Raw genomic sequence first — 26,483 nt, forward strand, 5'->3', positions numbered from 1 at the left:
GTTACTAAAGTGAAAATGAACAAACCAGTAGAAAGTAGATTTACAAGATATGAATAATTTTATTAAACAAACTTTTGCTAGTTTAGTTGGCAGCTTACTAGGACTAATTATTTTCTGCGGTCTGGGAACCACTGGACTGTTCTTGCTGCTGTTGGCTGCTACCTCCTCTAAAGATACTGGGCCAGAAGTGAAAGATAAGTCAGTGCTAGTTTTTGATTTGTCGATGAAAATTACTGACGGCGAACCTTATTCTAGTGGATTTTTTCAAAGCGCACTCTCAGGTGTAGATGACCAGAGGATGACACTCCGAAAAGTTGTAGAAACTTTAGAAAAGGCGCGGCGCGATCCGCGAATTGTGGGTATATATCTTGATGGAAGCCGCACAAGGGAAGGTAGTGATGTCGGCTATGCCTCTCTTAAAGAAATCCGCAAAGCCTTGGAAGAATTTCGCGCTGGCGGGAAAGAGGTAATCGCTTATGGCAGTAATTGGAGTGAAAAGGAATATTATTTGAGTTCAGCAGCAAATTCCATTATCCTTAATCCCTTGGGAATGATGGAAGTCAACGGTTTGAGTTCACAACTGATGTTCTTAAGCGGAGCATTGCAGAAGTTTGGTATAGGGGTTCAAGTTGTGCGGGTGGGGAAATTTAAGGGAGCTGTTGAACCGTTAATTCTGACAAAGTTGAGTCCAGAAAACCGCGAACAAACTCAGAAATTATTGGATGATGTTTGGGGAGAGTGGCGCAATGCTGTAGGAACAAGTCGGAAAATTCAACCACAGCAGTTACAGGCGATCGCAGATAATCAGGCGTTGTTAGAAGCAACACAAGCAAAAACCAGCGGTTTGGTAGATCGAGTCGCATACCCTGATGAAGTGGTGAGTGACCTGAAAAAGCTCACAGATAGCAATAAAGAGAAAACATTCCGCCAAATTGACTTGAATGATTACGCACAAATTTCTGGCAAATCTTTGGGTGTAGAACGTGACTCAAAAAACAAAATCGCCGTTGTTTATGCTGAGGGTGAGATTGTCGATGGTAAAGGTGAAGACGGGGAAGTAGGAGGCGATCGCTTTGCGAAAATCTTTAATAGACTCAGACAAGATAAAGATATAAAAGCAGTTGTGCTGCGAATTAATAGCCCTGGTGGTAGTGCCACCGCAGCCGAAGTCATGCAGCGAGAAGTGAAATTAACTCGCCAACAGAAACCAGTTGTAGTATCAATGGGTGATACCGCCGCCTCTGGTGGTTACTGGATTGCTAGCGACTCTAACCGGATTTTTGCCGAACCAAATACAATTACAGGTTCAATTGGGGTGTTTGGCGTTTTATTTAATGGGGAAAAGTTGGCAAATGACAATGGCATCACCTGGGATTCAGTAAAAACCGGCCGCTATGCTGATTCTCAAACAGTTTCTCGCCCGAAATCGCCCCAAGAGTTAGCGCTTTACCAGCGCAGTGTTAACCGGATTTATGATATGTTTCTCAATAAAGTTTCTCAAGGTCGCAAACTCCCAGAACAAAAAGTAGCAGAAATCGCCCAAGGACGGGTTTGGTCAGGTGTAGCGGCCAAAGAAATTGGTTTAGTGGATGAAATTGGTGGTTTAAAGGCTGCGATCGCCTATGCTGCCAACGAAGCAAAACTAGGACAAGATTGGGAATTACAAGAATATCCCCGCTTTAGTAGCTTTGGAGAGCGCTTTTTTGGGCGAGCAACCCAAGAGATACAAAGTACTTTCAAAACTGAGCAAACCCAACTCAAACCATCTAACCCCCTTACCGCCCAATTCCAAAAACTACAACAAGAAATCGTAATTCTGCAAAAAATGAACGACCCACAGGGAATTTATGCTCGTTTACCTTTCAACTTTAAAATTGAGTAGGTAGTTTTATACAAATGATTGGGCATCAAAAAGAGGCTCCAAAGGTAAAGCAGTAGGAGAAACAGAGTGAATAAAGATAAAATTAGTAACTGTTATTACTAATTTTATCTGATTAAATCTAGTTAATCACTTATAATGACCACATCTGCGTAAAAATGGAAAAAGCCTCTTTCTCCCTGTTTCCCTGCGATTTAAATCATAAGTCTTTAACCGGACACGATATTACTCTTGGATTGATGTTTCTTGCTTAGAGAAATTTGCTAACTCAGATGCTAACGTCTCTTCTAGTACATCTAAAATTACGTGTGCATCAGTAGGGGACTTCATCATTTCAGCTTCCGGGTCATAGCGATTTTTGACATTGGGAATATCCCGGCGCAATTCTTCAACTAAAGCGATGAGTTTAGCAATTTTCTGCTCTGAGAGCAGGTTGAGTTGAAGGCTAAGTTGCGCCCGTTGCTCTGCTAACTTTTCTTGTCGCTCTTGTTTTATCAACACTCCAGTTGTTACCAACAATGAAGCAGTAGTCAGTGAAAATTGCAGCCAAGAAAATGGCGGTGGGTCAAATCTTAGTAAGCCGAAACGTCGTGGTAAAACATTGGGTATTATCCACAGTGCTAGGAGGAGCAGGATGCTGTAAAGGAATATCGGACGACCAAAAAAGGTAGTCCCTGTCTCTACAAGCCGCTGATGTCGAGGTACGTCCTTCTCGTAGCGTCTATGTAAAGCTATAATTGTTTCGATATTTTGACTAATAGGTTCTGGTAATGGGGCTGTAGGCAAGATGGTTTGGCGATGCGTTTCAAAAGATTCATCGCAAGAATCGTTTGAATTTAGTTTATCTTCAGACATTGGTAGTTTTTATTGCTTAAGGATTCCTGATAATTTACTAACTCAACTTTAGATTAGAGATCTCTACTTTGAGGTAGAAGATAAAAATGAAAGTACCCACAGGTAGATTTGAGGCATAATTCTCGTCCAAAACTCGGGACAGTGGTCGCATGAAGCTATTGTATCCAGGTCAAAAGCGCAACTGGAGCGTATCTAAAAAACTCATTTCCTACTTTATTGGGATGTTAAGCTTGAAGTTGCAACAAAGGAAAGTAAGCAATCAATTTCTACCATCTCATGCCGAAGAGTTTGTTCATTGGTAATTGATTTAGGGCCGTTGCTGATTCGAGATATGAATTTACCTCACGCAGAGGCGCAGCGGAAAATCTGAGTGGAGGTTTCTGACGCTCGCAGACTCGCTAACGCTGCGCTATCCGTTGGCGCAGCCCGCCGAAGGCATCATAACTTTCCAAGACAGAGTCGCAGAGAGTAAGAGTTGAGAAGAGTTGATTTTTAAATTTCATATTCAAATTCAGCAACGCCTAATTTAGCTACGTCTTCAGGTTGGCTAGTTGAGGACATTTGACCTTGTATTGTGCGTAACTCCTGTGAACGATTAATCTTAATTGCTGTTAGAGTTGTGATACTTGCGATCACTCACCGACTCAGCACCATCGGTAATGCTCATTGTATTTATGTACTCCAAGCTGGTCGGAAGCCTTTAATAACACCACAAAAGCGCGTATTTGTAATCTACACCCAATATGTGCAACCCCACACCCTGCCTTCAAGAAAAAGTTTTCAGTCTACTGAAATTGGTATAAGACAGTCTGTCAAAGATTTTTTAATTATGTGGAGAATACAGAGAACGCATTACTTGGGGTAAATTACACTAAAGTCTTAAATGGAGATTGTCGATGCAGCTTCTCGAATTTCCTCATGTTGCAGTCATTGCTGGAGAAAATGCGGTTCACGTTTCTCAACTACCCCATATATGGCAAGAGATTGCGAGAGGAACCACGAGTGTGGGACTTTCCCATCCGCAAACTTATGTTGAAATGGCACAGTTGTTTCTATACAAGTTAGAGCATGGTKACGTTGATTTGTTTAGCSATCGCCCCCAACTAGCTCACTTAATACCGTCATTCTCCCAAATATTTGCACAGCTAGCATGGGAAACCCTTGAGTTTTTTGGGCAAGACTTTATCAAACACAGTTATCCTAATTTTGCCCAAATTCTCCGCGATATGGAATCAAAGGGAATCGAATATGTCGAGCAAGTAAAAGTAGCTCGTATAGGTATAGACTTATTCAATGAATTTGGTTACGAACTGCCTGCCAGCTTCTATCATGTGCATTTAGCACCAATTTACCGGGATCATGTTTTTGAAGAACGTGCCTTACGATTTGACCCCCGTGATATAGAACACAAGCGTGCTTGGGATGCCATACTCCATGCAGGCAAGGTATTTGCTATTCAGATGAAAGTACAAAGCATTGCCTCAAAATATGGTTTTACTTATCAACATGGTTGCGGTTGCAACTCTCACCTATCTTCCATCGATCCTGCACGTGGGGCGTTTGAGTATGATTTGAGTCCTGAAAAGCGCCAGCGATGGCTTCGCAGTTTCATCTGGACTGCTTGGTATGAGTATGCTTTCTTTGCGATCGTACCTAATACGAGTTATTTAGTGTAAAAGGGACTGGCGACTGGGTACTGGAAACTAAGGTAGTAGCGAACAGTTTTTCAATATCCAGTACCCAATACTTAGTTCCCAATCTCTTTTAGACATTCTCATCTAAAATTGTTCCTTCTATATTGGCTCCCTCCAAATTTGCTCCGCTTAAATTTGCCTGGTTTAAATCTGCTTCAGTAAGATCTGCTTGAGACAAATCGGCTACGGTTAAATCTGCGCCACTCAAATCGGCTCCATTTAAATTTGCAGCAATTAAGCTTGCTTCCTGTAACTCCGCCTCACTCAAGTTAGTTTCAATTAGCTTGGCAACCGTCAAATCAGCATGACTCAAATTAGCTCCATCCAAATTAGCTCCATCCAAGATAGCGCCATCCATAATTGCTCCAGCTAAGTTGCTACCACTGAGGTTGGCATTGCTCAAATCTGCTCCATTCAAGTCCGCCTCAATCAAACTAGTTTGCACTAAATTTGCGTGACTCAAATTAGCTCCATCCAAGATGGCTCTATCTAAAATTGCACCACTGAGGTTAACTTCCCTAAGGTTTGCCTCACTCAAGTTAACAGCAGTAAAATCTCTTATACCTGCGGCGTAATTTTTCAGGAGTTGTTCTGTTTTCATATGTATTTTGCGTCTGTTGCTCTGCTAAAGAACGTTGAATTGAAGCTATTCAAATGGGCAGGAATCCCCAGCACGCGCTACGGAAGCTCTAGTTCTAAAGTAGGTACTAAGTTACCCCATCCAACTATAGCTATTTTGAACTGCTGGTGCTACTACCAAGAGTTATGAATTACTCTCATACTTGAGAGAGATGTTTAAATAATCTTTAAACATTTATGCCAAGTGATCGCTATACTCTATTGTGGTGTTCGTCTGGCAGAGGTTATGGCAAAACCAATTCGTATTCTTTTGCAGACTACTATTCCTACGACTGAAAATGATTGGAGCATTTTTCGTTTCTCGATGTTGCAAGATTACTTAGCATCAATTAAAGATGAAGCAGGAAATTCTTTATTTGAAGTCACAGGACGCGATTACGAATCAGATACGGTAGATAGTGACCCAATATTAAGTACTCTCGATAAATCAGATTTTGATGAACTTTGGCTATTTGGTTTAGAAGTAAATCATGGTTTAACCGAAAAGGATATTGCCGGAATTAATGCTTTTCGGCAACGCGGTGGTGGTATTTTGACAACACGTGATCATCAAGATATGGGTTATTCGATGTGCGGTTTAATTGATATCGGTGATGTCCACTATTTCAACACAAAAAACCCCGATCCCGATGAATCTCGCTGGAGCCGAGATGATTCATACACCACTTATATCTCCTGGCCTAACTATCATTCTGGGGCTAACGGTGATTATCAAAAAATCACCATTGTTGAACCGATTCACGAACTTTTCAAAAATCCCAATTCCCCTTCGGGACATATCGAATTGTTTCCATCACATCCCCACGAAGGCGGTATTGGCGCGCCTTTGGGCAATGATAATGTGCGGGTAATTGCCTTAGGAAAAAGTTTAGTCACTAATCGTAAGTTTAATCTTGTTGTCGTGATTGAGCATCATCAGGATCGACAAGGAAATACACTAGGACGAGCAGTAGCTAATTCCAGCTTCCATCATCTAGTAGATTACAACTGGGATATTAAAAAAGGCTGTCCCACTTTCGTAGATGAAGCACCGGGAGATGGTATGAAAAAAGAGCCACGCGCTTTGGAAGATATCAAAACCTATGTGCGTAATGTCGCTTTCTGGCTAGCAAATTAATTCAAAAGGGTGTGGGGTATGGGAACCCATGCGCTGCTCAGTGGGATTAAAAATCCTGCTTGAGAATTTGAGAAAATAACCATTTAGTAATCTCAGCATTGTAGCTTTGAACTCTGCCCATTCCCTATTAGGGGAGAGAGAGTTAGGTTTCGTGTTGACTTTGTTAATACTAGGTGAAAAGTTAAATTTACTTATTTTATAGTAACAGCCGAGGTGATTAGGACATCAACAGATGATAAAACCTAGCCACTAGGCGAAAAGTCGCAGCGGTGGCTTGTCGTTAGACATCTGAACTTTTCAAGACGAAGACTTTTCACCCAGTCCCTAGTCCCTAATCCCCAGTTACCTGCTATATCTTCAAGACGATCGCCAACTTAATGCTTCACTGATTTGTGCTGCTAGTTTCAGAGGACGAAAGGGCTTAGCAAAAACAGCAGCTACATCTAAGCCCGTGAAGCTATTGCGATCCGAATCCTGGACTTTAGCTGTGAGTAAAATTACTGGAATTGACTGAGTTACGGGATTAGCCTTGAGTTGTTGCAGCGTAGCACGCCCATCCATATCAGGCATCATCATATCTAATAAAATGACATCAAGTTTAAAGTTGGCAGCTATATTCAACGCTTCCCGACCAGAACAAGCAGTCAACACGTTCCAACCAGCACCCATTTCTAATCCCAGTTTGGCGATCGCTTGCACATCTTCTTCATCATCAACAATCAAGATATTTCTGCTCATTGTGTCATTTTCACATCATATATGATGCCGATTAACTTGATTCGTCTAGAATTATTCTAAAATCCAATCGGGTAAAAGTAGGGGAAAATTTGTCGTTTGTCATTAGTCCTTGGTAAATGACCAATGACTAATGACTAGCGAGTTAAAGGTAACAATATATAAAACGTGCTACCTTCCCCTAAAAGACTCTGAACCCAGATTTTACCGTCATGCTGCTGGACAATATTCCGACAAATGGCAAGTCCTAAACCTGTTCCTCCTTTGTTACGAGAATCAGATGCATCTACCTGCTGAAAACGCTCGAAGATAATTTGTAATTTATCTTCAGGAATTCCTCGTCCTTCATCTTGGATGGTAATTAAAACATAGTTGGATGCTCCCATCTCTTTGGTGTCAGAATCCTGATTTTCTAGAGACTCAACAGTTTTATATTCTGAGGTAATGGCACCAATCCACACGCGATCGCCTGGTTCAGAAAATTTGATTGCATTACTGAGTAAATTTGTCAATGTTTGGATTAAGCGATCGGGGTCTGCCCAAATTTCAATTGTTAAAGGATTGATAATCAGTTGGACTTGTAGTTTATCTGCCATTGCTTGCATTGCTTCGGTTGCTGTAATTAGCAATTCGGCAACATTGCATTTGGCTTGTCGCATGAAGATATTGCCGGATTTCATCCGCTCTAAATCGAGAATATCATTCACCAAACGCATCAGGCGTTCAGTATTAGTTGTCGCAATGCTCAAAACTTTTTGTCCTTGTTGGTTAAGAGTTCCCAGTTGTCCTGCACCCAACAAATCTAATGCTCCCATTGTGGAAGTTAAAGGTGTACGCAATTCATGACTTACTAAAGAGATAAACTCGTTTTCTAAGCGTTTGCGTTCGGTAATGTCATTGGCAATTAATAAAGCACACGGTACACCCGCTAAGTCAATCAATTCGATAGATATTAGTATGATTTTGACTTCACCAGACTTAGTAGAAAATTCAAATTCTTGATTGTAGAGTGAGCCAGTTTCCGGCAGAAGTTGGATTTTCTGGGCGAATGCTATTGTATTTTTCCCTAAATCAAGTTCAGTTGCAGTGTGTCCAATTACTTCTTCTAAACAATAGCTGCTAATCCTTAAAAAACTGGGATTGACATCCAGAAAACGAGCTTCCGAAACTGTAGCGATCGCGATTGGATTGGGACTAGAGCGAAAAACCTTAGCAAACTTCTCTTCTGCTTTAGTGCGATCGTGAATTTCCTGCTGCAACTGCTGATTTTGAGCTTGGAGTTGTTGTTGTAATTGTCGAATCGTTAAGTGATTTTCAATACGTGCTAAAACCTCTTCTAATTGAAAAGGCTTAGTGATGTAGTCTACCCCACCAACTGCAAAAGCTTTAATTTTATCTAGTACATCACCCAAAGCACTGATAAAAATTACTGGTATTTCGCGGGTGCGATCGTTTGCCTTCAAATTTTGACAGACTTCATAGCCATTCATCTCAGGCATATTCACATCCAACAAAATCAGATCGGGGGGAACTGCATTTGCCCCCCGTAAGCCCGTAGAACCTTTAGTTACACTCCTAACTTTATATCCCTGTTCCGTCAGCATGGCAGATAGCAGATTCAGGTTTTCTGGTGTGTCATCAATTACCAAAATGTCAGCTTTAGGGAATTTGAGTGACTGGTTAAGCATCACAATATCGACTTTAGCCAGAATAGGTTACTTATTATTCCTAGAAATTTTAATCTTAGTTGAGTTTCTTAATAATCAGTTACAAAAAAATACCAATTATCTCCCCTGGTTCTCCCCCATTGATCGCTAATCTGACAAACATCAAATCAAGTTTATAGCTGACATTTACTAAATTAGACAACAAGGAATAGCTGATATGCAAACTTCAACCATCCGTAAACCAATTATTCTCACACCAGGAGAAGGTAATCAATTTTCAATCCTTGGTGGACATTTTACAACCAAAGCAACTGGGGAAGATACAAATGGAGCTTGGACAGTTTATGAAATTACGGATACACAAGGAAATGGCCCGCCACTGCATACTCACCCTTGGGAAGAGGCATTTTATATTTTAGAAGGGGAAATGGACATCCGAATAGGTATACAAACAATTTTGGCATCAGCAGGCTCTTTCGTTCACATTCCTCACAATGTGCCACACGGCTTCAACATTCGTTCTACTACAGCCAAATTTCTGGTTTTAGTTTCACCCAAGGATGCAAAAAAGTTTTATGAAGAAATGGGTGAAGTAGCAGATAGTCCAGCACTAAATATGGAAAAAGTAGAGCCTGTTTTGAAAAAGCATGGTTTGCAGTTTCTTAACTAAATTGGAAAACTGCATCAACTAAGGACAGTAGATACACGAGAATTCAGGATTCTGATTCTACAAAAGTCATATTTATTTAATAACAATTAAGCAATTTAATTCTATGTCAAAAACTACTCGCCTCTTTGCTGCTAGTTGCCTTAGCTTGAGCCTCAGTGCCAGCCTTGTTTTGTACCCAAGTGCCAGTCAGGCAGGTAAAAATGATGCTGGAGTGCCTAACGAGCTCCAAGGGCAGTGGCGCTACGGTCAAATTTCCTCTATCCAATACCAAGACAGCTACACAGGGCAGGCAGCAGCCCCCAACGGTTCTAGCGATGAATTTCAACTCGCCTCTAACGGAAACTACCAGCGAAACAGGCTGCTTCAAATCACTACCTATAACTGTGCGTCTAACTTGTACATAGAAGAAAAAGGCAAAATTAAGGTTGAGGGTCAACGCCTGACTTTCCAACCCAGTGACAGCATATCTAAAGGACAAATCTGTAATAGTGGGCGCACCTATTCCAGCCGCAATTCAGCAAAGCCTGAAACCTACCAATGGTCGATTGAGACAAATGATCATGGGCAGCAAGTTCTAGTCCTTGAAACTACTGATGGAAAGGGTAAAGCTCATTATGGGCGATCTCAGTAGGAAATGCATAGCTACCTGCCCCTACACGGGACTGGAGTTTAAATAGATAAAAAAGGCTGTAAGTCAAATAGGTTTGGCTTTGTAAAAATTTTTTGAGAAGGAGAAGGTGGGGTGTACATCTTCTCCTTTTGCCTTTAACCGAGAAGTATTGCAGGGAACTATAAGGTATCTTGTGACCAAGCCCCGTTGGGGCGGGTGCAGGGTGTGGGGTTGCAGGTTTAGGGAGACAGCCCCAACACTGGATGCAAGCCTCCTGTTTGAAGAGGAAAAAAACAAGAAAATGTATTTCTCGACGCCAAGCGCGAGAAATACAGTGTCATTGCTTGAAACCTCTTGTTTAAAGAACAGGTCACTACACCCCACACCCTGTTCATGTACATTTTCATCCAGAGTTGGTATTACAACAAACACAAGATATAAAATTCCCAATGCATAAATTGAAGCGATCGCCACTGAAATTCTCATCAATTTACTTATATGGTTCGCACTTTTAGTAAAACAGTATTAAATTGGGTTGACGCTTGAAATCATCTTGCCCAAAAACGGGAAAACTATGGTTAATCCCTAATCGGAAAATTTCCATATAAGTCCTGAATAGAAAAATGCTCAAGAAATCTCTGCTCAAGTTTTTAATTTTGCCTTTTTCTCTAGTGCCTTGGCTGTGTGTGGGGACGCTTTTTGATGCCAAAGTTAATGCTTTACCAGGGCAAAGTACAGAAGAAGTAGGCACCTGGATTAAAGCACATCCCACACTCCGCCCCAGGAATGGAGAGCAATTGTTTGTACAAAAAACTGATACAGMTGCCCAAAGATTCACTTTTCAAGCGTCGGTATTGCCCCCTGGTAGGGTGGAATTTTCCAAAGACCGTAGCACAATTCGTAGTGAGCGGATTGCTATGTACGATGCGATTAACGGTATGACATTTGAGCGCCTGCAAGAATCTTTGCGAGTGATTTATGGTTTAGAGATTTATCAAGACTATGATCGCGCCCAAGTCGTGTACCAATATCCCAATCAAAAGGCAATTAACTCAGCGCGTCTTGCTAAAACTCCGATTCTAGAAGCTTTAAAAGGAGAATTACGAGTAGGCGATCGCTATGTGTATTGGGTGGAAATTGCCCAACCCAAAACGGGCAAAGCTTTTACTGGTCAAATGACGATTTTACTCAAAACAGACCTAGACAAGTTAGAAAATGAGCTGCAAATTCGGTAGTATGGGGTATTAACAGTATTGGCTGATAACTGTTGAGTGTTGAGTTAGGAGTTATTCTCCTTGCCCTTTAAACTTTGGATACCTGTGGCAAACCCTACACTTCGGGAACGACTTCGTCAAACAGGTTCTTATTTCTTGGAGTTCTCTTAAAGTTTCTCAAAGCCCACAGAAGCTAAGTTTTGCCATGTACCTGAAAAGATACTTTCAGCTCCTAAGGAAATTCGTAATAAATCTTCCTTCAATAGTGGCGGCCAATCAATGCCAACTTTACGCCCTGCGGCAAATAGCTGTTGCGTCTTGATGCTTAACTGATAAAGCGCCAAAGCTAGTTCTCGGTCTAGGGTGGGGGCTTCTTTGAGAGCTTCAAACACCACTTTCAATGCCAACAAAATTGAGGTGATCTGACCAGGTACCGGAGGTTTCCCATGTTTCATACGCTCTAACAGCGCATCTGGGTAATCCTGGGTTGCGATTGTCTGATCTATCAGGAGTTTGCGAGCTGTTTCGTAATTCATGTAACAAGCTTACCGTACATTTTGATTCGGCAGTAATACTTAATTAAAATGTTATAAAACTAGTTTATGGTTATTTATAGCAATCTCATTTAATTTGTCAAAAGATACACGTAGAAAAAATGATCGGGAATTTGCAATGGTCTGGATTAACCAGATAGACTAAGTATAATAGCTTTGAAAAATACACGTTTTTGGAAATTGCAAGCAAAATGATATCACCGAATTTACTAGAAATTGAGCGCTCCATCCGTGCATTGTCTGTGGAAGAACAACTTTGGCTACTAGAAAGTATTGCTCGTGAAATCAGAGAAAGGGAGTATAGAAATGAGATATTGGCTGATATCAAACGTCCGCAAGAAGAACTTAGAGAAATAGTTAGTGAGCTAAAAATTACAACCGAAGTTTCTCAGTTTAATGATGAATTTGCCAGCTCGGAAATCCTCTGAACTATATGAGACTAAAAATTATCAGGTCGCTAGAATTAAAAATTAGAATATACAAATTATTGGTCAGCGATCGCTAATAATTACTCAAGGCGATCGCCAATCCCTGTTTACAATACACAAAATTGGCAATTTTGGCTAAATGTTTAATATTTTTTACAAAGTCACTTTATTTGACAACAGATAGTAGCCAATTAATATCTACTATAAATAACTATCTAAATTTAAATTTTTTAAATTAATTTTTTTGTGGCTGACTTTACTATATAACCCTCTTATGGTATTAAAATGAGGTAAATACGCTCTAGAATGTTGCTAATTTAGAGGTCAATAGGGATAATCTCCTAAAAACAAATTTTTTAACGTCCTTATTAAATTGTTTGAAGTTATGTAGCCTTTTGACCACAGCCTATCAAGCACTGCGGTAAACTATGCGTTGATTATAATTCTTTCGCAGAGAAGAACACTCGAAAGGAGCCGTTTTTTCAATGTCTCATACCGTAAAAATCTACGATACCTGCATTGGTTGCACCCAATGCGTCCGCGCTTGCCCCACTGACGTGTTGGAGATGGTGCCTTGGGATGGCTGCAAAGCTGCTCAAATTGCCTCTTCACCCCGTATAGAAGACTGCGTTGGCTGTAAGCGTTGCGAAACTGCTTGCCCCACCGACTTTTTGAGCATCCGGGTTTACCTCGGTGCTGAAACAACTCGCAGTATGGGTCTGGCTTACTAAAAAGCTCGTGCCGAGTTGTGAGTGTTGAGTGCCTTGTGCTGAGATACAAACAAGCAAATTAAAAAATAATTTCTTGATTCTTCACTCAGGACTCGGAACTTAGCACTCAAGACTTTTGAAGTGTCTTAATAGCAAGCACCTTTAGCATTGTAGGGGAGCCAGTGCAGTCCTTTGGTCTCTAAAAGTGGCGTCAACTGGTATTGGGTAATGCCCGTCTGACAAAATCGTAATTTGAGATTAGAGATAAATTTCTGGGAATCTAAATCCTAGAAGTTGTGCTTGTAGCGTTGGCTGTTGAGCACACAATTTACTATCAAAAACCCAAAATCTATAACAATATCTAGTGGTAGAGGGAGCAAATAGCCCCCTTTTTTCTTTGTGAAACGCCCATGTGGTAACAACTATACTGGATTTAATCATCCTGAAAAAAAGTGGTGTGAGCCATGTGCGGAATCGTTGGATATATAGGCACTCAAGCGGCGACAGACATTTTACTGGCTGGGCTGGAAAAACTAGAGTACAGGGGCTATGATTCCGCTGGAATCGCCACTGTTTGGGAAGGTGAGGTTAATTGCGTGCGCGCCAAGGGCAAACTGCATAACCTGCGTTCTAAACTCGAACAAATGGAAACCCCTGCCCAAATTGGTATTGGTCATACTCGCTGGGCAACTCATGGTAAACCAGAAGAGTACAACGCCCATCCCCACATGGATAACGCAATGCGAGTGGCGGTGGTGCAAAATGGTATTATCGAAAATTACCGCGAGTTACGCGAAGAACTCAAAGCAAAAGGACACGTTTTTCGTTCCGAAACCGATACCGAAGTTATCCCTCACCTAATCGCCGAATTTTTAAAGACTTTTCCTCACTCATCTGGCTCATCATCTATCTTCCTAGAGGCAATTCGCCAAGCTGTTAACCACTTAGAGGGGGCATTTGCACTCGCAGTGGTTTCTGCTGACTACCCTGACGAACTAATTGTTGTTCGCCAACAAGCACCCTTGGTGATTGGATTTGGTCAAGGGGAGTTTTTCTGTGCCTCGGACACGCCAGCGATCGTTGCCTACACCCGTGCAGTTCTACCTTTAGAAAATGGCGAAATTGCCCGCCTGACACCTTTGGGCGTCGAGATTTACAATTTTGCTGGCGATAGGCTCAAAAAACAACCCCGACTACTTAACCTGAATCCCACGATGGTAGAAAAACAGGGATTCAAACACTTCATGCTCAAAGAAATTCATGAGCAACCAGGGGTAGTCAGAGCTAGTCTAGAAGCTTATTTTAATAATGTAGAAGAAAATCAGCGATCGCCAATCAATTTAGGATTACCTGAAGATTTATACACAGATTTAGAACAAATTCATATTGTCGCTTGTGGTACAAGTTGGCACGCAGCATTAATTGGTAAATATTTAATTGAACAACTAGCAGGAATTTCTACGCAGGTACATTACGCGTCTGAATATCGCTATGCACCATCACCATTGACATCTAATACTTTGATTATTGGCGTTACTCAATCAGGGGAAACCGCTGATACTCTAGCAGCTTTGGCGATGGAAAAAGAACGCCGCCAAGGAAAAGAAGTCAAATATCAAGCGCGACTGTTAGGTATTACCAATCGTCCAGAAAGCAGCCTTGGTCATTTAGTACCGCATATCGTTAGTACCTTAGCAGGAATAGAAATTGGGGTAGCAGCAACAAAAACTTTTACTGCCCAACTGATGGCGTTTTATGCATTGGCATTAGATTTAGCAGCTCATCGTCAGACAGTTTCCAAAGACACTTTAGAGAAAATTATTAATGGCTTGCGACAAATTCCTAAAGATATTGAATCAACTTTAGAAAGCCAGGAAACTTTAAGCGAACAGCTAGCCCATGAATTCGCCGAAACCCAAGATTTCATTTTTGTAGGTAGAGGAATTAACTTTCCGATTGCTTTAGAAGGGGCGTTGAAACTAAAAGAAATTAGCTACATTCACGCTGAAGGATATCCAGCTGGAGAGATGAAACACGGTCCCATCGCTTTATTAGATCTGAAAGTACCAGTAGTGGCGATCGCAATCCCTGGTAGTGTGTATGAAAAGGTTATTTCCAATGCCCAAGAAGCCAAAGCCAGAGATTCTCGGTTAATTGGCGTAACTCCCGTCAACGATGGCGAAGCTGCGGAAATCTTTAACGATTTGCTCCCTGTGTCCTATGTCGAAGAATTGCTTTCTCCCCTTGTGACAGTTGTACCTTTGCAACTATTGGCTTATCACATTGCCGCCCGTCGCGGTTTAGATGTCGATCAACCTCGTAATTTAGCTAAAAGTGTTACTGTTGAATAGTAAAAATATATACTTATACTGTATATCGTAGACGAATAATTCGGTTCAACAATAGACCTCTGGCATAAATATTTTTTTGTCTCACGCAGAAGCACCCAGAAGCAGAGAAGAGAAGGCAAAAAAACTTTTGCAAGAGGTCTAATTTATAAAACGATTGAACAATAACCTTTAAGAAAGTACGATTGTACCAAGTAAAAGTGCGATCGCTTCCAAAGGTTATTTTTATAGTTAGGGATAGAAGGGAATGGATACAAGCTAAATATGAGCTGAAATAGGTTGTTTTCCTTGTGGGTTACCATTGTTAAGCGCAATAGCAAATAGTGATATTGAACCTGATTGCACTACCCAAACTGTCTGCGGGTCATCTAATAGTAAAAGTTCATTACTTTTGAATCTATAGTACTCTCCTGACAAACCCGTAATTTTGTTTTCAATAAACATATTTTTAACTATTAAAAAGTTATGAAAAGATGTTTGTAAACAAATACAAGACTATCTTGCACTTGTGTTGACTCTTTGATGTTGGTTGTATGCCTTATTGGAAAAACTTGGATTGATTTATGCAGATATTGGTATTTGCTGGACAATCAAAGACGACATTTTATATTATTGTGTACTACAATTCTCGTCGAGCAAATACTCCGCATGACCTTTGTTATTTGATGTGTGACTATCACTATTCAAAATATAAAATTCTTTCTGATTTCTTCTTGCTAAAGCAATACTTTGTTCGTCTATCGAATATTTAGAACCGACGTAGTCTTTTACAAGTGTGAAAGGATTAACTTGCGAACCAAAATCACTCAATATTTTTACACGATATTTATCATTTGTATGGTTCGGATTTTCAAAGTTAGGTGTGTTGATGTCTGGCCATTTAGTAGTTATTTTCTGAACTTTAGCTAATTCATTTAGTTTATCACTTACTTTTTTATTAATACAAGACATATGAATATGCAATTGATCCTGACCACGACTATATTTAGAATTAACGGCTAATCCTAATTGTTCTGCGGTTTTATTGGGTATGTAATTTCGAGTTTCATTCCATGCAAAATACCAAAAATATGGATAATATGGGTTGTTTTTATAGTTCCATATTTTCGGGTCTTCAATTCCAGTAATTTTAACGGTTGGAATTAATAAAAATTCAGATGCATGATCGTACACTATGGCATAATTTTTTGTCAGATTGACTTCTTTACATGGAGATGGATCTTTTTTTTCTTTTTGATTTCTAGTGCACTCTTGAACTTTCTTCCAAAGATAGTCTCTATCTTGAGCTAATCCAGGTAAAATTGAAATAGTAGTTATACTTAGGATTGACAAAAAACTTAACAAGATTATTAACAAATATATCAGACTATATTTAATAAAAATTGACTTTATTCTCTTGCTAAAAAACAAGTTTTTTAACCATTTTATAAAAATTTGTTTAGATAACGAATTACTCATTTTACTTACTTTTATGATGTTAATATTTAAGAGGTTTTAGATTTTCATCCAATTATCCTAAATTTTTCATTAAGAATGTCACTAATCTCCCTTTTTAATATTCTATTGATTTGTTAATCTCAGCATTAAGTTATAATCCAATACAGTTCCGTTAAGGCTATAAACCAAAACTGACGTAAGTTGTGGAGCCACTCATACCAATTCGTAAATGAGCTCGTTCGCCCTTGGCGTCTAGCCTTGGAATAAGACTCGCTAACGCTACGCTAACGTAATTCGTAATAAAGAAAGTCTGATTTAGTCCGGGTTCCTGAGTTTTGATCTGTATTATTATTTTTGGTAAATGGTATCACGTTTGGGGGTTCCCCCCGTTGAGTGAAGTCGCATTTGAAGAAGGAACCAAACATCATCAAGGCTTTGCTGGGTTTCGCTGTCGCTCAACCCAACCTACTATTTTTCTTAATCCAAGTCTATTAAGTTATAATCTTTATAACCAGTTTTATTTTCTAGTAGAAAAATTAAAAAATCAAGTTATTTAAATTAAATATTTAGACATAAATTAATGTATTAATTATTTTATTTTGTAATTATGATTTATGAAAAACAATATAACTATTAATCTATTCAATACACTACAAGACCCCACAAATGGTTTAGACGAATTGCTACTAGAATTAGTGGATGCCTCACAAGTAATTAACCAAAACTTCTCTACAAAAGAGGTAATAAGCTGTTCGACATCTAATTTATATATCTAAATCTCATTAAAATCTTGTGGGGTGGGCATCTTGCCTGCTATAATTATGCAATTTATATGTGGAGCAGCTTAGTAGCTTCACGATTGTTGGACGTGGTGGTTTACCTCCTTAAGACTGTGCTTAACAATGATGCAGTTGGGGAAGATTTGCCAGTTACTGCGGAATCGTCAAAAATGACACAGCAGTGTTAATCAAAATGCACAAGGCTAGTCGTTCAGAATTAAGTCTTATACGATTGGCAATCATAAATGTCGGCGTTGGATAATGGCGGTATGATTTGATGTGAAACTGGATAGCATGTCCGCGTTGTGGGTCGTCCCACATCCATAAAAATAAAATGAAAATTGACATTTACCCAAAAAATTTGCCTGAACTAGTTCCTGCCATTTTTGAGTTCCGTCGAACTCACGTTAATTTATTAGGGATAATTTAAATTTATTTATTATTCAGAGCAACCATATGCACGGTATAGAGTAACAATTATGAATTAGCTTGACTTTGGTTACAAATTATGCATTAGTAACTATTTGGTCAAAATGATTAAAAGCAATGCCCAGAGCAATCAATTAAACTTTGCCAAACCGCCTTTCCCGTTGCTGGTAAGCACATAAGGCGCGGTGAAATTCAGCACGGTCGAAATCTGGCCAGAGAGTATCAGTGATGTAAATTTCCCCGTAAGCCATTTGCCAGAGAAGGAAATTAGAAAGCCGCATTTCTCCACTGGTGCGGATTAACAAATCTGGGTCAGTAATTCCAGCTGTGTACAAGTGGCTTTCAAATACTTGTTCATCAATTTCATCAGGTTGTAGTAAACCTTGCTGGACTTGTTTGGCGATCGCTCGACAAGCTTGTAAAATCTCTTGGCGTCCGCCATAATTGGTTGCTACTGAAAAACGGATGGCGCGGTTATTTTTAGTTTCTTCCATTGAACGGGAAATTTCTTGTTGGAGCGCCCGCGGCAAGGCCTGTAAATTTCCCACAAACTTGATTTGCACGTTCTCTTCAACCATTTCTCGCAGCTCTTGACGTAAAACTTTTTGAAACAGAGTCATCAAAAAATCTACCTCTTCCTGGGGTCTTTTCCAGTTCTCAGTGGAAAAAGCATAAGCTGTTAGTGCCTGGATTCCCCAATCTTTGCAACAACGAAGTAAATCCTTGAGGGCATCAACTCCTCGCTTGTGACCCATAATCCGTGGTAGACCTTGACGTTTAGCCCATCGACCGTTGCCATCCATAATTACTGCAACGTGCTGGGGTAATAGTTCTGGTTGCAAATCAGTAGGCAAATCTTGAAGTTTAGTTTGTTGTACTGTCATTTTTTATCTCGAGAAGCGGTCGATGGTAATCCGAGTAAACGTGAAACCAATGCTAGTGTCTTCCCACCTATCTGACGACCCAAGCTCAAAAGACCAGGAGCAACGGCTTCCCGATCTACGGTTGGTGACAACAGAGCCTCTAATGACTCTTTGAGCTTGCGAATCGTCAGTGGTCTATTTAGGGTTCCTCGTTCCGCTAAAGAAATAGAACCCGTTTCTTCAGATACAACGACACAAATGCAATTTTCGACCCGCTCAGTAATTCCCATTGCCGCCCGGTGGCGTGTTCCCAACTGGCGCGAGGCTGTGCGTCCCGAAAGTGGTAAAATTATACCCGATGCCACTATCCGCGAACCACGGATTAATGTCGCTCCATCGTGTAACAAAGTTTTCGGCTGAAAAATTGTCTGAATCAGTTCTTTAGAAACTTCCGCGTTTAGCTTTACTCCTGGCACAGAAAAATCTCGCTCATCAATTGGGCCTGTGGTTTCCAAAATTAGTAAAGCTCCAATGCGGTTTTTTGACAACTCTTTAACAGCCTCAACAATTTCATCAATTACACTATCAGATTTCGGGATTGCCAAGCGATCAGGTTGAAACAGCTGGCGGAATTCGCCACGCCCCAATTGTTCCAAAAAACGCCGAAACTCTGACTGTAAAGCAACTGCCATCGCTACAGCACAACCAATCACTAACTTTTCCAAAACAAAACTTAGCAGAGGTAGTCCGAATCTGCCACTGAGTGCTGAGGCTAGCATTAAAACAATGAATCCCCGCACCATCCATAGTGTCCGGCGCTCACTAATAATAACTAATATCATGTACGTCAGCGCCAAGACCAATACAATATCCAGAGTCCCAAGCAGCAAGGACTGTGACCATCCCAGGTTTATCAGCCATTGCTTCCACCAATCTCTCATGACTTCTGGATTACACTTTTGCCTCTAATTACAGATTAGTCATTTGTCATCTGTTACAAAGTTCTGATGCCTTTGGCAAGCTGCCCTCCGGGCGTCTACGCCGGAAGCCGACGCACAGACTTTGCACTTTGTTATTAGTCATTAGTCCTTTGTAATTTGCAAATGACTAATGACTAATGACCAAAGACAAATGACTAAATTTTTAGTCTTTGGGGTAGGCGATCTTGCCGAATTAAGTCTTGATAAGTTTCACGTTGCAAAATTAAATTTGCTTCGCCATTCGCCACCACAACTGCTGCCGATCGCGGCAAGCGGTTGTAGTTAGATGCCATACTGTAATTGTACGCACCAGTTCCCATAACTACGAGAATATCTCCCGGTTCTGTCTTGGGGAGTAGGGCGTTTTTAATCAGAATATCTCCTGACTCACAATGTTTACCAGCAATTGTGACTGTTTGGGTTAAAGCAGAGGACATTTTATTAGCAACTACTGCTCGATAAACTGATTGGTAAGTAATCGGCCGGGGATTGTCAGACATTCCGCCGTCAATTGCTACGTAGGTACGAATCTCTGGGATGATTTTGGATGAACCAATAGTGTAAGCTGTAATGCAAGCTGTGGCAATTAGCGATCGCCCTGGTTCACAAAGTAATTTTGGCAAAGGCAAATTTTCGGCTACACAAGCTTCTTGAATCGTTTCACAAATCGGCTTTACCCACTCTTCAATGCTTGGGGGATCGTCTGATTCTGTATATTTAATCCCTAAACCACCACCGACATTTAACTCTGTTAATTTTAGACCATACTTTGCGGCATCACGCAACCACTGCACCATCAGAGCAGCTAAATCTCGATGCGGTTGGCGCTCAAAAATTTGGGAACCAATATGAGCATGTAACCCTACGCAGTTAAGCACAGATTGTTTACTGACAAAAGTAAACAATTCCTCTAACTCATTGGGAGCGAAGCCAAATTTACTATCTAGTTGTCCCGTGCGGATATACTCATGTGTGTGACATTCAATACCCGGAGTTAGACGCAACAGAAATCGAGGATGTACAGAGGGGGAATTTGCCGTTTCGACAATTTCTACCAAAGTACGTAACTCGTGCCAGTTGTCCACCACAATAGTGCAACCGACTTCTGTGGCAAAAATCAATTCTTCACGAGATTTATTATTGCTATGAAGATAGATTTTCTCAGAATTGACGCCTGCTTGCAGAGCGGTGTAAAGTTCGCCGCCTGATGCAACATCGATTCCTAAACCCTCAGAGGCGGCGATCGCACAAATTGCTAAGCAATTCCAAGCTTTTGAAGCATACAATACTTGAGATTCGCCTTTGTAGTATTGTTTGAAAGCATCTCGGTATTGCTGACAACCCAAACGCAGGGTTTCTTCATCTAAAATATATAAAGGTGAACCAAACTGCTTAACTAGGGTTGTGACATCACACCCACCAATTTCCAAGAAGTCATGATTATGAACTCTGGCTGTTAAAGGTAAAAGTTCTTGATTAGGCGAGGAATTTGCTTTGCTACTAGGCCTTTGAGGTAAATATTGACTTCCAGAATATTCAACCCCAGTGGGGTGAGTCGATACCATAACTATAATTAATTGTCCTTCTTCAAAATACGGGGGCGAGTAAATCTTCCGTTTTCCAGTTTACCTTTTTCAGCAATAAGGCTGACACTAAACCTCAAAGGTCAGTGTTGAGATAGCAGTTCCTACAAGTCAGCAAACCCGCAATGTGGCCTGCTACCTGATGAATTACCTGTCAGCGGACTAGTACAGCAGAGCGGAAATAAACCAACCATTTTAAATGTCTGAAACCCTTGCTAACAGCTAATTACGAATTACGAATTACGAATTACCTCTTGCAGTACTAGTCTAATTGCCGACTTCTGGAAAATCAAGCAACACCGAAGTCCGGTTAGTAACAGTTATCTAGTATAGGAAGTTTTAGCATTTAGTAACTTGAAGTAAAGTCTGGCGTAACGGTTTGTAATCTTAATTCAATAAACGTGATTTCATTAGACTTAGAAATTCAATTACTCAAAAAAGAGCATCTGAGTGCATTGCTGGAACTAGACCGAGCTTGTTTTGGAGGTCTATGGACAATGGAGGGTTACCAACGAGAGTTGGACAGTCCCAACAGCGAATGCTTGGGTTTGTTTTCTCCTGTCTCTAATTCCAGACTGCTAGGAATGGGTTGCTTTTGGTCAATTTTAGAAGAAGCTCACATTACAATTTTGGCGGTTCATCCCCAATATCACCGCCAAGGTTTAGGACAGGCTTTGCTATATTCAGTGCTTAAGACAGCTTGCGATCGCGGTTTGGAGCGAGCAACCCTCGAAGTCCGAGCTTCCAACTTGAAGGCTATATCTTTATATCAAAAATTTGATTTCAAAACAGCAGGGCGGCGTCGGCGTTACTACCAAGATAACGGGGAAGACGCGCTTATTCTTTGGCTCTCAGACCTTCAACACCCCAAATTTCAAGTTACTTTAGACCACTGGCATTCCATTGTCAGCGATCGCCTGGGCAAATCCTGTTGGCAATTAATTTTTCAAGGGAGTAAGGAGTAGGGCATGGGGCATGGTACAAGCAAATAATCAAAATGATAAACTCCCTAGCTTCAGCAAAAACTGCAAGTTTGCTGTATTTAATTTTATTTAAATAATTTATCATAAATATTTTTTGAATATAAATTACATATATTAAAAAATATGTCTGGAGATGAATCCCAAAATATGTGAATAATGGTAATTTGGGACTAAAGTAATAATCTCTTAGCATCAGTAGTTAACTGTTGGTCACAAATGCCAAAAAGGCTGGTGAACTAAAGCTCCTCAGTACAGTAGCCAGATGAAAGTAGTCAAAAGGTAGTAATTTCCGCATCAACCTAAATTCAAAAGCTTTGGATGTCTATAATCTGTTATACAGGCGTCCAAAAGCTTAGCCTGTGCTAAAATCAGCGTACCGGCACGACGCAGGTGATGGGATAAAGCCATGTTTGAACGCTTCACAGAAAAAGCCATTAAGGTAATCATGCTGGCCCAAGAAGAGGCCCGCCGTTTAGGCCACAACTTTGTCGGCACCGAACAGATCCTCTTGGGTCTGATTGGTGAAGGCACTGGTGTAGCTGCCAAGGTGCTCAAATCAATGGGCGTCAATCTTAAAGATGCTCGAATTGAAGTTGAAAAAATTATAGGTCGGGGATCGGGCTTTGTGGCCGTGGAAATTCCGTTTACGCCACGGGCAAAGCGAGTTCTGGAACTCTCCTTGGAAGAAGCACGCCAACTGGGGCATAACTACATTGGCACCGAGCATCTGCTGTTGGGCCTAATCCGCGAAGGGGAAGGTGTAGCAGCCAGGGTGCTAGAAAACCTCGGTGTGGATCTATCCAAGGTGAGAACCCAAGTCATTCGTATGTTGGGAGAAACTGCTGAAGTTTCGCCAGGAGGTTCATCCGGGCGGACAAAAACCCCGACTCTGGATGAATTTGGCTCAAACCTGACCCAAATGGCTACAGACAACAAGCTCGATCCTGTAGTGGGACGTGCTAAAGAAATTGAGCGGGTGATTCAGATATTGGGTCGCCGGACTAAAAATAACCCAGTGCTGATTGGGGAACCAGGGGTTGGTAAAACAGCGATCGCCGAAGGTTTAGCTTCACGCATCGCCAACAAAGATGTCCCTGACATCCTGGAAGATAAACGCGTTGTCACACTGGATATCGGTTTGCTGGTAGCAGGAACCAAGTACCGGGGTGAATTTGAAGAACGCTTGAAAAAAATTATGGATGAAATCCGCTCTGCGGGTAATGTCATCCTAGTAATTGATGAAGTTCACACCCTAATTGGTGCAGGTGCAGCAGAAGGTGCTATAGATGCAGCCAATATCCTCAAGCCAGCTTTGGCTAGGGGTGAGTTGCAGTGTATCGGTGCGACAACCCTAGATGAATACCGGAAGCACATCGAGCGTGATGCAGCACTAGAGCGGCGTTTCCAACCAGTGATGGTTGGCGAACCTACAGTAGATGAAACAATTGAAATTTTATATGGTCTGCGCGAACGCTACGAGCAACACCATAAACTGAAAATCTCCGACGAAGCATTGGTAGCGGCAGCGAAATTGTCAGATCGTTATATTAGCGATCGCTACCTCCCAGATAAAGCCATCGACTTGGTTGATGAAGCTGGTTCTCGGGTGCGCTTAATTAACTCCCAACTCCCACCGGCAGCCAAGGAGTTAGACAAAGAACTGCGTCAAATATTAAAAGACAAAGATGATGCAGTCCGCTCTCAGGACTTCGACAAGGCTGGGGAATTGCGCGATCGAGAGATGGAAATCAAAGCCGAAATTCGAGCCATCGCTCAAAGCAAGACCAATGCAGCTGGCTCTGAACATGAAGAACCTGTAGTTACAGAAGAAGACATTGCCCACATTGTCGCTTCCTGGACTGGGGTACCGGTGAACAAACTCACCGAATCTGAATCTGAAAAGCTGCTGCACATGGAAGACACCTTGCACCAGCGTTTAATTGGTCAAGACGAGGCAGTCAAGGCAGTTTCACGAGCTATTCGTCGAGCTCGTGTCGGTTTGAAAAATCCCAATCGACCCATCGCTAGCTTTGTCTTCTCTGGACCTACTGGCGTAGGTAAAACCGAATTAGCGAAATCTTTAGCTGCTTACTTCTTCGGTTCAGAAGAAGCCATGATCCGCTTAGATATGTCGGAATACATGGAGCGTCACACCGTCAGCAAGCTGATTGGTTCGCCTCCAGGTTATGTTGGTTATAACGAAGGTGGTCAACTAACCGAAGCCGTGCGGCGGCGTCCTTACACCGTGGTGCTGTTCGACGAAATCGAAAAAGCACACCCTGATGTATTCAACATGCTGCTGCAAATTTTGGAAGACGGTCGGTTAACTGATGCCAAAGGTCGCACGGTAGACTTCAAGAACACCTTGCTGATTTTAACTTCCAATATTGGTTCTAAGGTAATTGAAAAAGGCGGCAGCGGTATTGGCTTTGAATTTGCCGAAGATGTCACCGAGTCAGCTTACAACCGAATTCGCTCCTTGGTGAACGAAGAACTCAAGCAGTACTTCCGTCCAGAGTTCCTCAACCGACTCGATGAAATTATCGTCTTCCGTCAGTTGAGCAAGCCAGAGGTGACCCAAATCGCCGAAATTATGCTAAAGGAAGTATTTGGTCGTCTAACCGAAAAAGGTATCACCTTAGAAGTCAGCGATCGCTTCAAGGATCGTTTAATCCAAGAAGGTTATAGTCCCAGCTACGGCGCCAGACCATTACGCCGAGCAATTATGCGCCTGTTAGAAGATAGCCTAGCAGAAGAAATTCTGTCTGGTCGCATCAAGGATGGCGATACAGCCTTAGTTGATGTTGATGAGAACGGTACTGTTCAGGTAAGCGCTCAAGAGCGTCGGGAATTGTTACCCCAAGGCGTTGAGTAAGATTTAAGATTTGGGATTTTAGTCTCGAATCAAAAATTAAAAAGCGGTAGAGTGTTTATTGCTCTACCGTTTTTTTTGACTCTCTGAGGGGAAAAATTATTTAAATGAATTGTTAGTTATTTTACAAACTCTTTTGTATATCTCTTGTACAAACCAAGATATTACTTTTTGAATAGTCTCGAAATTTTCGCTTGAATAGTATAATTGCTTTGCATAAGTCCCCAATTGATTTAGTTGTGAATCTAAATTGGATTTACTGCCATGAGCCTTTATACTTCTTAATTTATTCATATTCATTATTGTTAAAAAATTTTCTTTTAGATGCTGGGTTTTCATATAGTTAGGTTTGATAATTTCAAAAAATATCTGGACTGATGCAGGAAGACTTCCTCTTCGGATTTTTTCTATATATTCTCTACTAACATACTTGTCATCAATGTGAAATACACCGTCGCAGGATCAACAACGGAAATCAATACTTATTCCCGCAAGTGATAGAAGTGGTTTGTCTAAGAAATCATTGGTTATAAATGAATCAGACATGCCATTAGGTTATCTTACAGGCAAATGTTCTCAAAATATTCGGTGAAAATGACGAAATTAGGAATTCAGATGTAGGGTGTGTTGTCGCACACCGCAACGCATCGTCAAGAATTCAAGGTGCGTTAGCCTACGGCATAACATACCCTACGGACTATGTAGCCTGAATTGTTTTTGAATTAATCAGTGATTGCTATAAGCAATTCGCAATTACAGCAGTTTTCAAATGAATAGACCACAGTGGGCAAACCAACCCCAAGCATCATCAGAGGAAATTTGCTGATTCACAATCTGAGTTAAAAGTTGATTTAGTGCCTCATGTGTTGTAACTTTTGCTGCTCGCAAACAGTGCTTCAGTTTTGACCAGCATAATTCAATTGGAGATAAGTCAGGTGAGTAAGGAGGTAAAAAGACAAGACGTGCGCCAACTGCTTCAATTGAGTCTTGAATCACCGTAGCAGTATGTACTGATAAATTATCCATCACCACAATTGCTCCAATCCATAATTGTGGTGCTAGAATCTCTCGCACGTAAGTTACAAAGACATCAGTGTTAACACTACCGGAAATACTCATGGTCGCAATTAGTCCATCCAAACTTAAAGCTCCGATAAAAGATATATTTTGTCCTCGATTGCGGGGACATGAATCATGCAATCGCTCACCACTTTTTGCACGTCCATACAGTCGCGTCATTCCTAACTTCAAACCGGATTCATCTACAAACACCAAATTATGTGGGTCTACACCCAAAACCCAATCTCGATACTCAAAACGCATTTGATTTACTCGTTGACTATCTTGCTCGCTAGCATATAGTGTTTTTTTTAGTGGTCAAATTCAGCCTTTGAACTGCTCGGTGCATAGTCGCAACACTGACTTCAATACCACTTT

Annotated in this window: 26 protein-coding genes and 1 pseudogene; 13 read left to right on the forward strand and 14 right to left on the reverse strand. The window is 41.1% G+C overall.

From position 1 onward, the window contains the following. Positions 1-49: 49 nt before the first annotated feature. Complete coding sequence (gene sppA / locus FCR06_RS27010; protein WP_138505265.1) at positions 50-1,882, forward strand: signal peptide peptidase SppA; 1,833 nt, start codon at positions 50-52, stop codon at positions 1,880-1,882. 222 nt (positions 1,883-2,104) lie between these two features. On the opposite strand, the gene FCR06_RS27015 is transcribed toward sppA, so the two are convergent. Continuing rightward, complete coding sequence (locus tag FCR06_RS27015; RefSeq protein WP_138505267.1) at positions 2,105-2,734, reverse strand: DUF1003 domain-containing protein; 630 nt, start codon at positions 2,732-2,734, stop codon at positions 2,105-2,107. A gap of 492 nt (positions 2,735-3,226) precedes the next feature. Continuing rightward, positions 3,227-3,370 (reverse strand): hypothetical protein, encoded by a 144-nt coding sequence (locus FCR06_RS33900; RefSeq protein WP_223280313.1) that lies wholly within the window; start codon positions 3,368-3,370, stop codon positions 3,227-3,229. 260 nt (positions 3,371-3,630) lie between these two features. Between FCR06_RS33900 and FCR06_RS27020 the strand changes: the two genes are divergently transcribed. Continuing rightward, entirely contained in the window at positions 3,631-4,410 is a 780-nt protein-coding gene (locus FCR06_RS27020; protein ID WP_138505269.1) for a hypothetical protein, read from the forward strand. 88 nt (positions 4,411-4,498) lie between these two features. Here FCR06_RS27020 and FCR06_RS27025 read toward each other — a convergent pair whose 3' ends face one another. Beyond that, positions 4,499-5,029, reverse strand: a complete 531-nt coding sequence (locus tag FCR06_RS27025; RefSeq protein WP_138505271.1) for a pentapeptide repeat-containing protein — start codon at positions 5,027-5,029, stop codon at positions 4,499-4,501. Between the two features lie 264 nt (positions 5,030-5,293). Between FCR06_RS27025 and FCR06_RS27030 the strand changes: the two genes are divergently transcribed. Then, the gene (locus FCR06_RS27030) at positions 5,294-6,184 is read left to right on the forward strand and encodes a hypothetical protein (protein ID WP_138505273.1); all 891 of its coding nucleotides are present in this window, start codon (positions 5,294-5,296) and stop codon (positions 6,182-6,184) included. 357 nt (positions 6,185-6,541) lie between these two features. Here FCR06_RS27030 and FCR06_RS27035 read toward each other — a convergent pair whose 3' ends face one another. After that, entirely contained in the window at positions 6,542-6,922 is a 381-nt protein-coding gene (locus FCR06_RS27035; RefSeq protein ID WP_138505275.1) for a response regulator, read from the reverse strand. A 134-nt stretch (positions 6,923-7,056) separates the two neighbouring features. Beyond that, positions 7,057-8,607, reverse strand: a complete 1,551-nt coding sequence (locus tag FCR06_RS27040) for an ATP-binding protein (RefSeq protein ID WP_138505277.1) — start codon at positions 8,605-8,607, stop codon at positions 7,057-7,059. A 196-nt stretch (positions 8,608-8,803) separates the two neighbouring features. Here FCR06_RS27040 and FCR06_RS27045 point away from each other — a divergent pair, with 196 nt between their 5' ends. Next, entirely contained in the window at positions 8,804-9,256 is a 453-nt protein-coding gene (locus FCR06_RS27045; protein ID WP_138505279.1) for a cupin domain-containing protein, read from the forward strand. A 103-nt stretch (positions 9,257-9,359) separates the two neighbouring features. Beyond that, positions 9,360-9,887, forward strand: coding sequence for a hypothetical protein (locus FCR06_RS27050; protein ID WP_138505281.1), 528 nt, complete (start codon positions 9,360-9,362; stop codon positions 9,885-9,887). 63 nt (positions 9,888-9,950) lie between these two features. Here FCR06_RS27050 and FCR06_RS33905 read toward each other — a convergent pair whose 3' ends face one another. After that, on the reverse strand, positions 9,951-10,352 hold the full coding sequence (locus FCR06_RS33905) for a hypothetical protein (protein ID WP_138505283.1): 402 nt from the start codon (positions 10,350-10,352) through the stop codon (positions 9,951-9,953). A 137-nt stretch (positions 10,353-10,489) separates the two neighbouring features. Between FCR06_RS33905 and FCR06_RS27060 the strand changes: the two genes are divergently transcribed. After that, positions 10,490-11,101 (forward strand): hypothetical protein, encoded by a 612-nt coding sequence (locus FCR06_RS27060; protein WP_138505285.1) that lies wholly within the window; start codon positions 10,490-10,492, stop codon positions 11,099-11,101. A gap of 146 nt (positions 11,102-11,247) precedes the next feature. On the opposite strand, the gene FCR06_RS27065 is transcribed toward FCR06_RS27060, so the two are convergent. Continuing rightward, positions 11,248-11,616, reverse strand: coding sequence for a Dethiobiotin synthetase (locus FCR06_RS27065; protein ID WP_138505287.1), 369 nt, complete (start codon positions 11,614-11,616; stop codon positions 11,248-11,250). Positions 11,617-11,825: 209 nt separating this feature from the next. On the opposite strand from FCR06_RS27065, the gene FCR06_RS27075 reads away from it, so the two are divergent. The 3 genes from FCR06_RS27075 (at position 11,826) to glmS (ending at position 15,123) form a co-directional block, all read left to right on the forward strand. Next, complete coding sequence (locus FCR06_RS27075; RefSeq protein ID WP_138505289.1) at positions 11,826-12,062, forward strand: hypothetical protein; 237 nt, start codon at positions 11,826-11,828, stop codon at positions 12,060-12,062. 485 nt (positions 12,063-12,547) lie between these two features. Continuing rightward, positions 12,548-12,793: a photosystem I iron-sulfur center protein PsaC gene (psaC, locus tag FCR06_RS27080; RefSeq protein ID WP_138505291.1), complete on the forward strand. Its 246-nt coding sequence runs from the start codon at positions 12,548-12,550 to the stop codon at positions 12,791-12,793. 443 nt (positions 12,794-13,236) lie between these two features. Then, positions 13,237-15,123, forward strand: a complete 1,887-nt coding sequence (gene glmS / locus FCR06_RS27085; RefSeq protein ID WP_138505293.1) for a glutamine--fructose-6-phosphate transaminase (isomerizing) — start codon at positions 13,237-13,239, stop codon at positions 15,121-15,123. 255 nt (positions 15,124-15,378) lie between these two features. On the opposite strand, the gene FCR06_RS27090 is transcribed toward glmS, so the two are convergent. Together FCR06_RS27090 and FCR06_RS27095 are read right to left on the reverse strand one after the other, a co-directional pair. Then, positions 15,379-15,564, reverse strand: a complete 186-nt coding sequence (locus FCR06_RS27090; RefSeq protein WP_138505295.1) for a hypothetical protein — start codon at positions 15,562-15,564, stop codon at positions 15,379-15,381. 165 nt (positions 15,565-15,729) lie between these two features. Beyond that, positions 15,730-16,452 (reverse strand): CDP-diacylglycerol diphosphatase, encoded by a 723-nt coding sequence (locus FCR06_RS27095; RefSeq protein WP_189523596.1) that lies wholly within the window; start codon positions 16,450-16,452, stop codon positions 15,730-15,732. 494 nt (positions 16,453-16,946) lie between these two features. On the opposite strand from FCR06_RS27095, the gene FCR06_RS33055 reads away from it, so the two are divergent. Together FCR06_RS33055 and FCR06_RS33060 are read left to right on the forward strand one after the other, a co-directional pair. Next, the gene (locus FCR06_RS33055; RefSeq protein WP_189523597.1) at positions 16,947-17,114 is read left to right on the forward strand and encodes a hypothetical protein; all 168 of its coding nucleotides are present in this window, start codon (positions 16,947-16,949) and stop codon (positions 17,112-17,114) included. Between the two features lie 57 nt (positions 17,115-17,171). Then, positions 17,172-17,333, forward strand: coding sequence for a hypothetical protein (locus tag FCR06_RS33060; protein ID WP_189523598.1), 162 nt, complete (start codon positions 17,172-17,174; stop codon positions 17,331-17,333). 153 nt (positions 17,334-17,486) lie between these two features. Here the strand turns inward: FCR06_RS33060 and FCR06_RS27100 are convergent, their stop codons facing one another. From FCR06_RS27100 to lysA, 4 genes are all read right to left on the reverse strand, one after another. Continuing rightward, positions 17,487-17,684 (reverse strand): hypothetical protein, encoded by a 198-nt coding sequence (locus FCR06_RS27100; RefSeq protein WP_138505299.1) that lies wholly within the window; start codon positions 17,682-17,684, stop codon positions 17,487-17,489. Positions 17,685-17,899: 215 nt separating this feature from the next. Continuing rightward, positions 17,900-18,649 carry an isoprenyl transferase gene (locus FCR06_RS27105; RefSeq protein WP_138505301.1) on the reverse strand — a complete coding sequence of 250 codons (750 nt, stop codon included), beginning with the start codon at positions 18,647-18,649 and terminating at the stop codon, positions 17,900-17,902. Continuing rightward, positions 18,646-19,569: a diadenylate cyclase CdaA gene (gene cdaA / locus FCR06_RS27110; RefSeq protein ID WP_138505303.1), complete on the reverse strand. Its 924-nt coding sequence runs from the start codon at positions 19,567-19,569 to the stop codon at positions 18,646-18,648. The genes FCR06_RS27105 and cdaA overlap by 4 nt, the downstream gene beginning before the upstream one ends. A 194-nt stretch (positions 19,570-19,763) precedes the next feature. Next, positions 19,764-21,173, reverse strand: coding sequence for a diaminopimelate decarboxylase (lysA, locus tag FCR06_RS27115; RefSeq protein ID WP_138505305.1), 1,410 nt, complete (start codon positions 21,171-21,173; stop codon positions 19,764-19,766). A 419-nt stretch (positions 21,174-21,592) separates the two neighbouring features. On the opposite strand from lysA, the gene rimI reads away from it, so the two are divergent. Further along, entirely contained in the window at positions 21,593-22,156 is a 564-nt protein-coding gene (gene rimI, locus FCR06_RS27120) for a ribosomal protein S18-alanine N-acetyltransferase (RefSeq protein WP_138505307.1), read from the forward strand. 424 nt (positions 22,157-22,580) lie between these two features. Beyond that, complete coding sequence (locus FCR06_RS27125) at positions 22,581-25,049, forward strand: ATP-dependent Clp protease ATP-binding subunit (RefSeq protein ID WP_138505309.1); 2,469 nt, start codon at positions 22,581-22,583, stop codon at positions 25,047-25,049. A gap of 762 nt (positions 25,050-25,811) precedes the next feature. On the opposite strand, the pseudogene FCR06_RS27130 reads toward FCR06_RS27125, so the two are convergent. Beyond that, positions 25,812-26,405: pseudogene (locus FCR06_RS27130) on the reverse strand (IS630 family transposase); the annotation flags it as partial. Positions 26,406-26,483: the final 78 nt, after the last annotated feature.

This window comes from Nostoc sp. PA-18-2419 (assembly GCF_005869855.1).
GTDB lineage: Bacteria > Cyanobacteriota > Cyanobacteriia > Cyanobacteriales > Nostocaceae > Nostoc.

Coding starts and splice junctions, on each gene's coding strand:
- glmS (WP_138505293.1), top strand. CDS start 13,237: ATGTGCGGAATCGTTGGATATATAGGCACTCAAGCGGCGACAGACATT.
- FCR06_RS27045 (WP_138505279.1), top strand. CDS start 8,804: ATGCAAACTTCAACCATCCGTAAACCAATTATTCTCACACCAGGAGAA.
- FCR06_RS27125 (WP_138505309.1), top strand. CDS start 22,581: ATGTTTGAACGCTTCACAGAAAAAGCCATTAAGGTAATCATGCTGGCC.
- FCR06_RS27090 (WP_138505295.1), bottom strand. CDS start 15,564: ATGTTTATTGAAAACAAAATTACGGGTTTGTCAGGAGAGTACTATAGA.
- sppA (WP_138505265.1), top strand. CDS start 50: ATGAATAATTTTATTAAACAAACTTTTGCTAGTTTAGTTGGCAGCTTA.
- FCR06_RS27065 (WP_138505287.1), bottom strand. CDS start 11,616: ATGAATTACGAAACAGCTCGCAAACTCCTGATAGATCAGACAATCGCA.
- FCR06_RS27075 (WP_138505289.1), top strand. CDS start 11,826: ATGATATCACCGAATTTACTAGAAATTGAGCGCTCCATCCGTGCATTG.
- FCR06_RS27015 (WP_138505267.1), bottom strand. CDS start 2,734: ATGTCTGAAGATAAACTAAATTCAAACGATTCTTGCGATGAATCTTTT.
- lysA (WP_138505305.1), bottom strand. CDS start 21,173: ATGGTATCGACTCACCCCACTGGGGTTGAATATTCTGGAAGTCAATAT.
- FCR06_RS33905 (WP_138505283.1), bottom strand. CDS start 10,352: ATGAGAATTTCAGTGGCGATCGCTTCAATTTATGCATTGGGAATTTTA.
- FCR06_RS27040 (WP_138505277.1), bottom strand. CDS start 8,607: ATGCTTAACCAGTCACTCAAATTCCCTAAAGCTGACATTTTGGTAATT.
- FCR06_RS27100 (WP_138505299.1), bottom strand. CDS start 17,684: ATGTCAATTTTCATTTTATTTTTATGGATGTGGGACGACCCACAACGC.
- FCR06_RS27050 (WP_138505281.1), top strand. CDS start 9,360: ATGTCAAAAACTACTCGCCTCTTTGCTGCTAGTTGCCTTAGCTTGAGC.
- FCR06_RS33060 (WP_189523598.1), top strand. CDS start 17,172: ATGAAAAACAATATAACTATTAATCTATTCAATACACTACAAGACCCC.
- FCR06_RS27025 (WP_138505271.1), bottom strand. CDS start 5,029: ATGAAAACAGAACAACTCCTGAAAAATTACGCCGCAGGTATAAGAGAT.
- FCR06_RS27030 (WP_138505273.1), top strand. CDS start 5,294: ATGGCAAAACCAATTCGTATTCTTTTGCAGACTACTATTCCTACGACT.
- FCR06_RS27035 (WP_138505275.1), bottom strand. CDS start 6,922: ATGAGCAGAAATATCTTGATTGTTGATGATGAAGAAGATGTGCAAGCG.
- FCR06_RS27105 (WP_138505301.1), bottom strand. CDS start 18,649: ATGACAGTACAACAAACTAAACTTCAAGATTTGCCTACTGATTTGCAA.
- psaC (WP_138505291.1), top strand. CDS start 12,548: ATGTCTCATACCGTAAAAATCTACGATACCTGCATTGGTTGCACCCAA.
- cdaA (WP_138505303.1), bottom strand. CDS start 19,569: ATGAGAGATTGGTGGAAGCAATGGCTGATAAACCTGGGATGGTCACAG.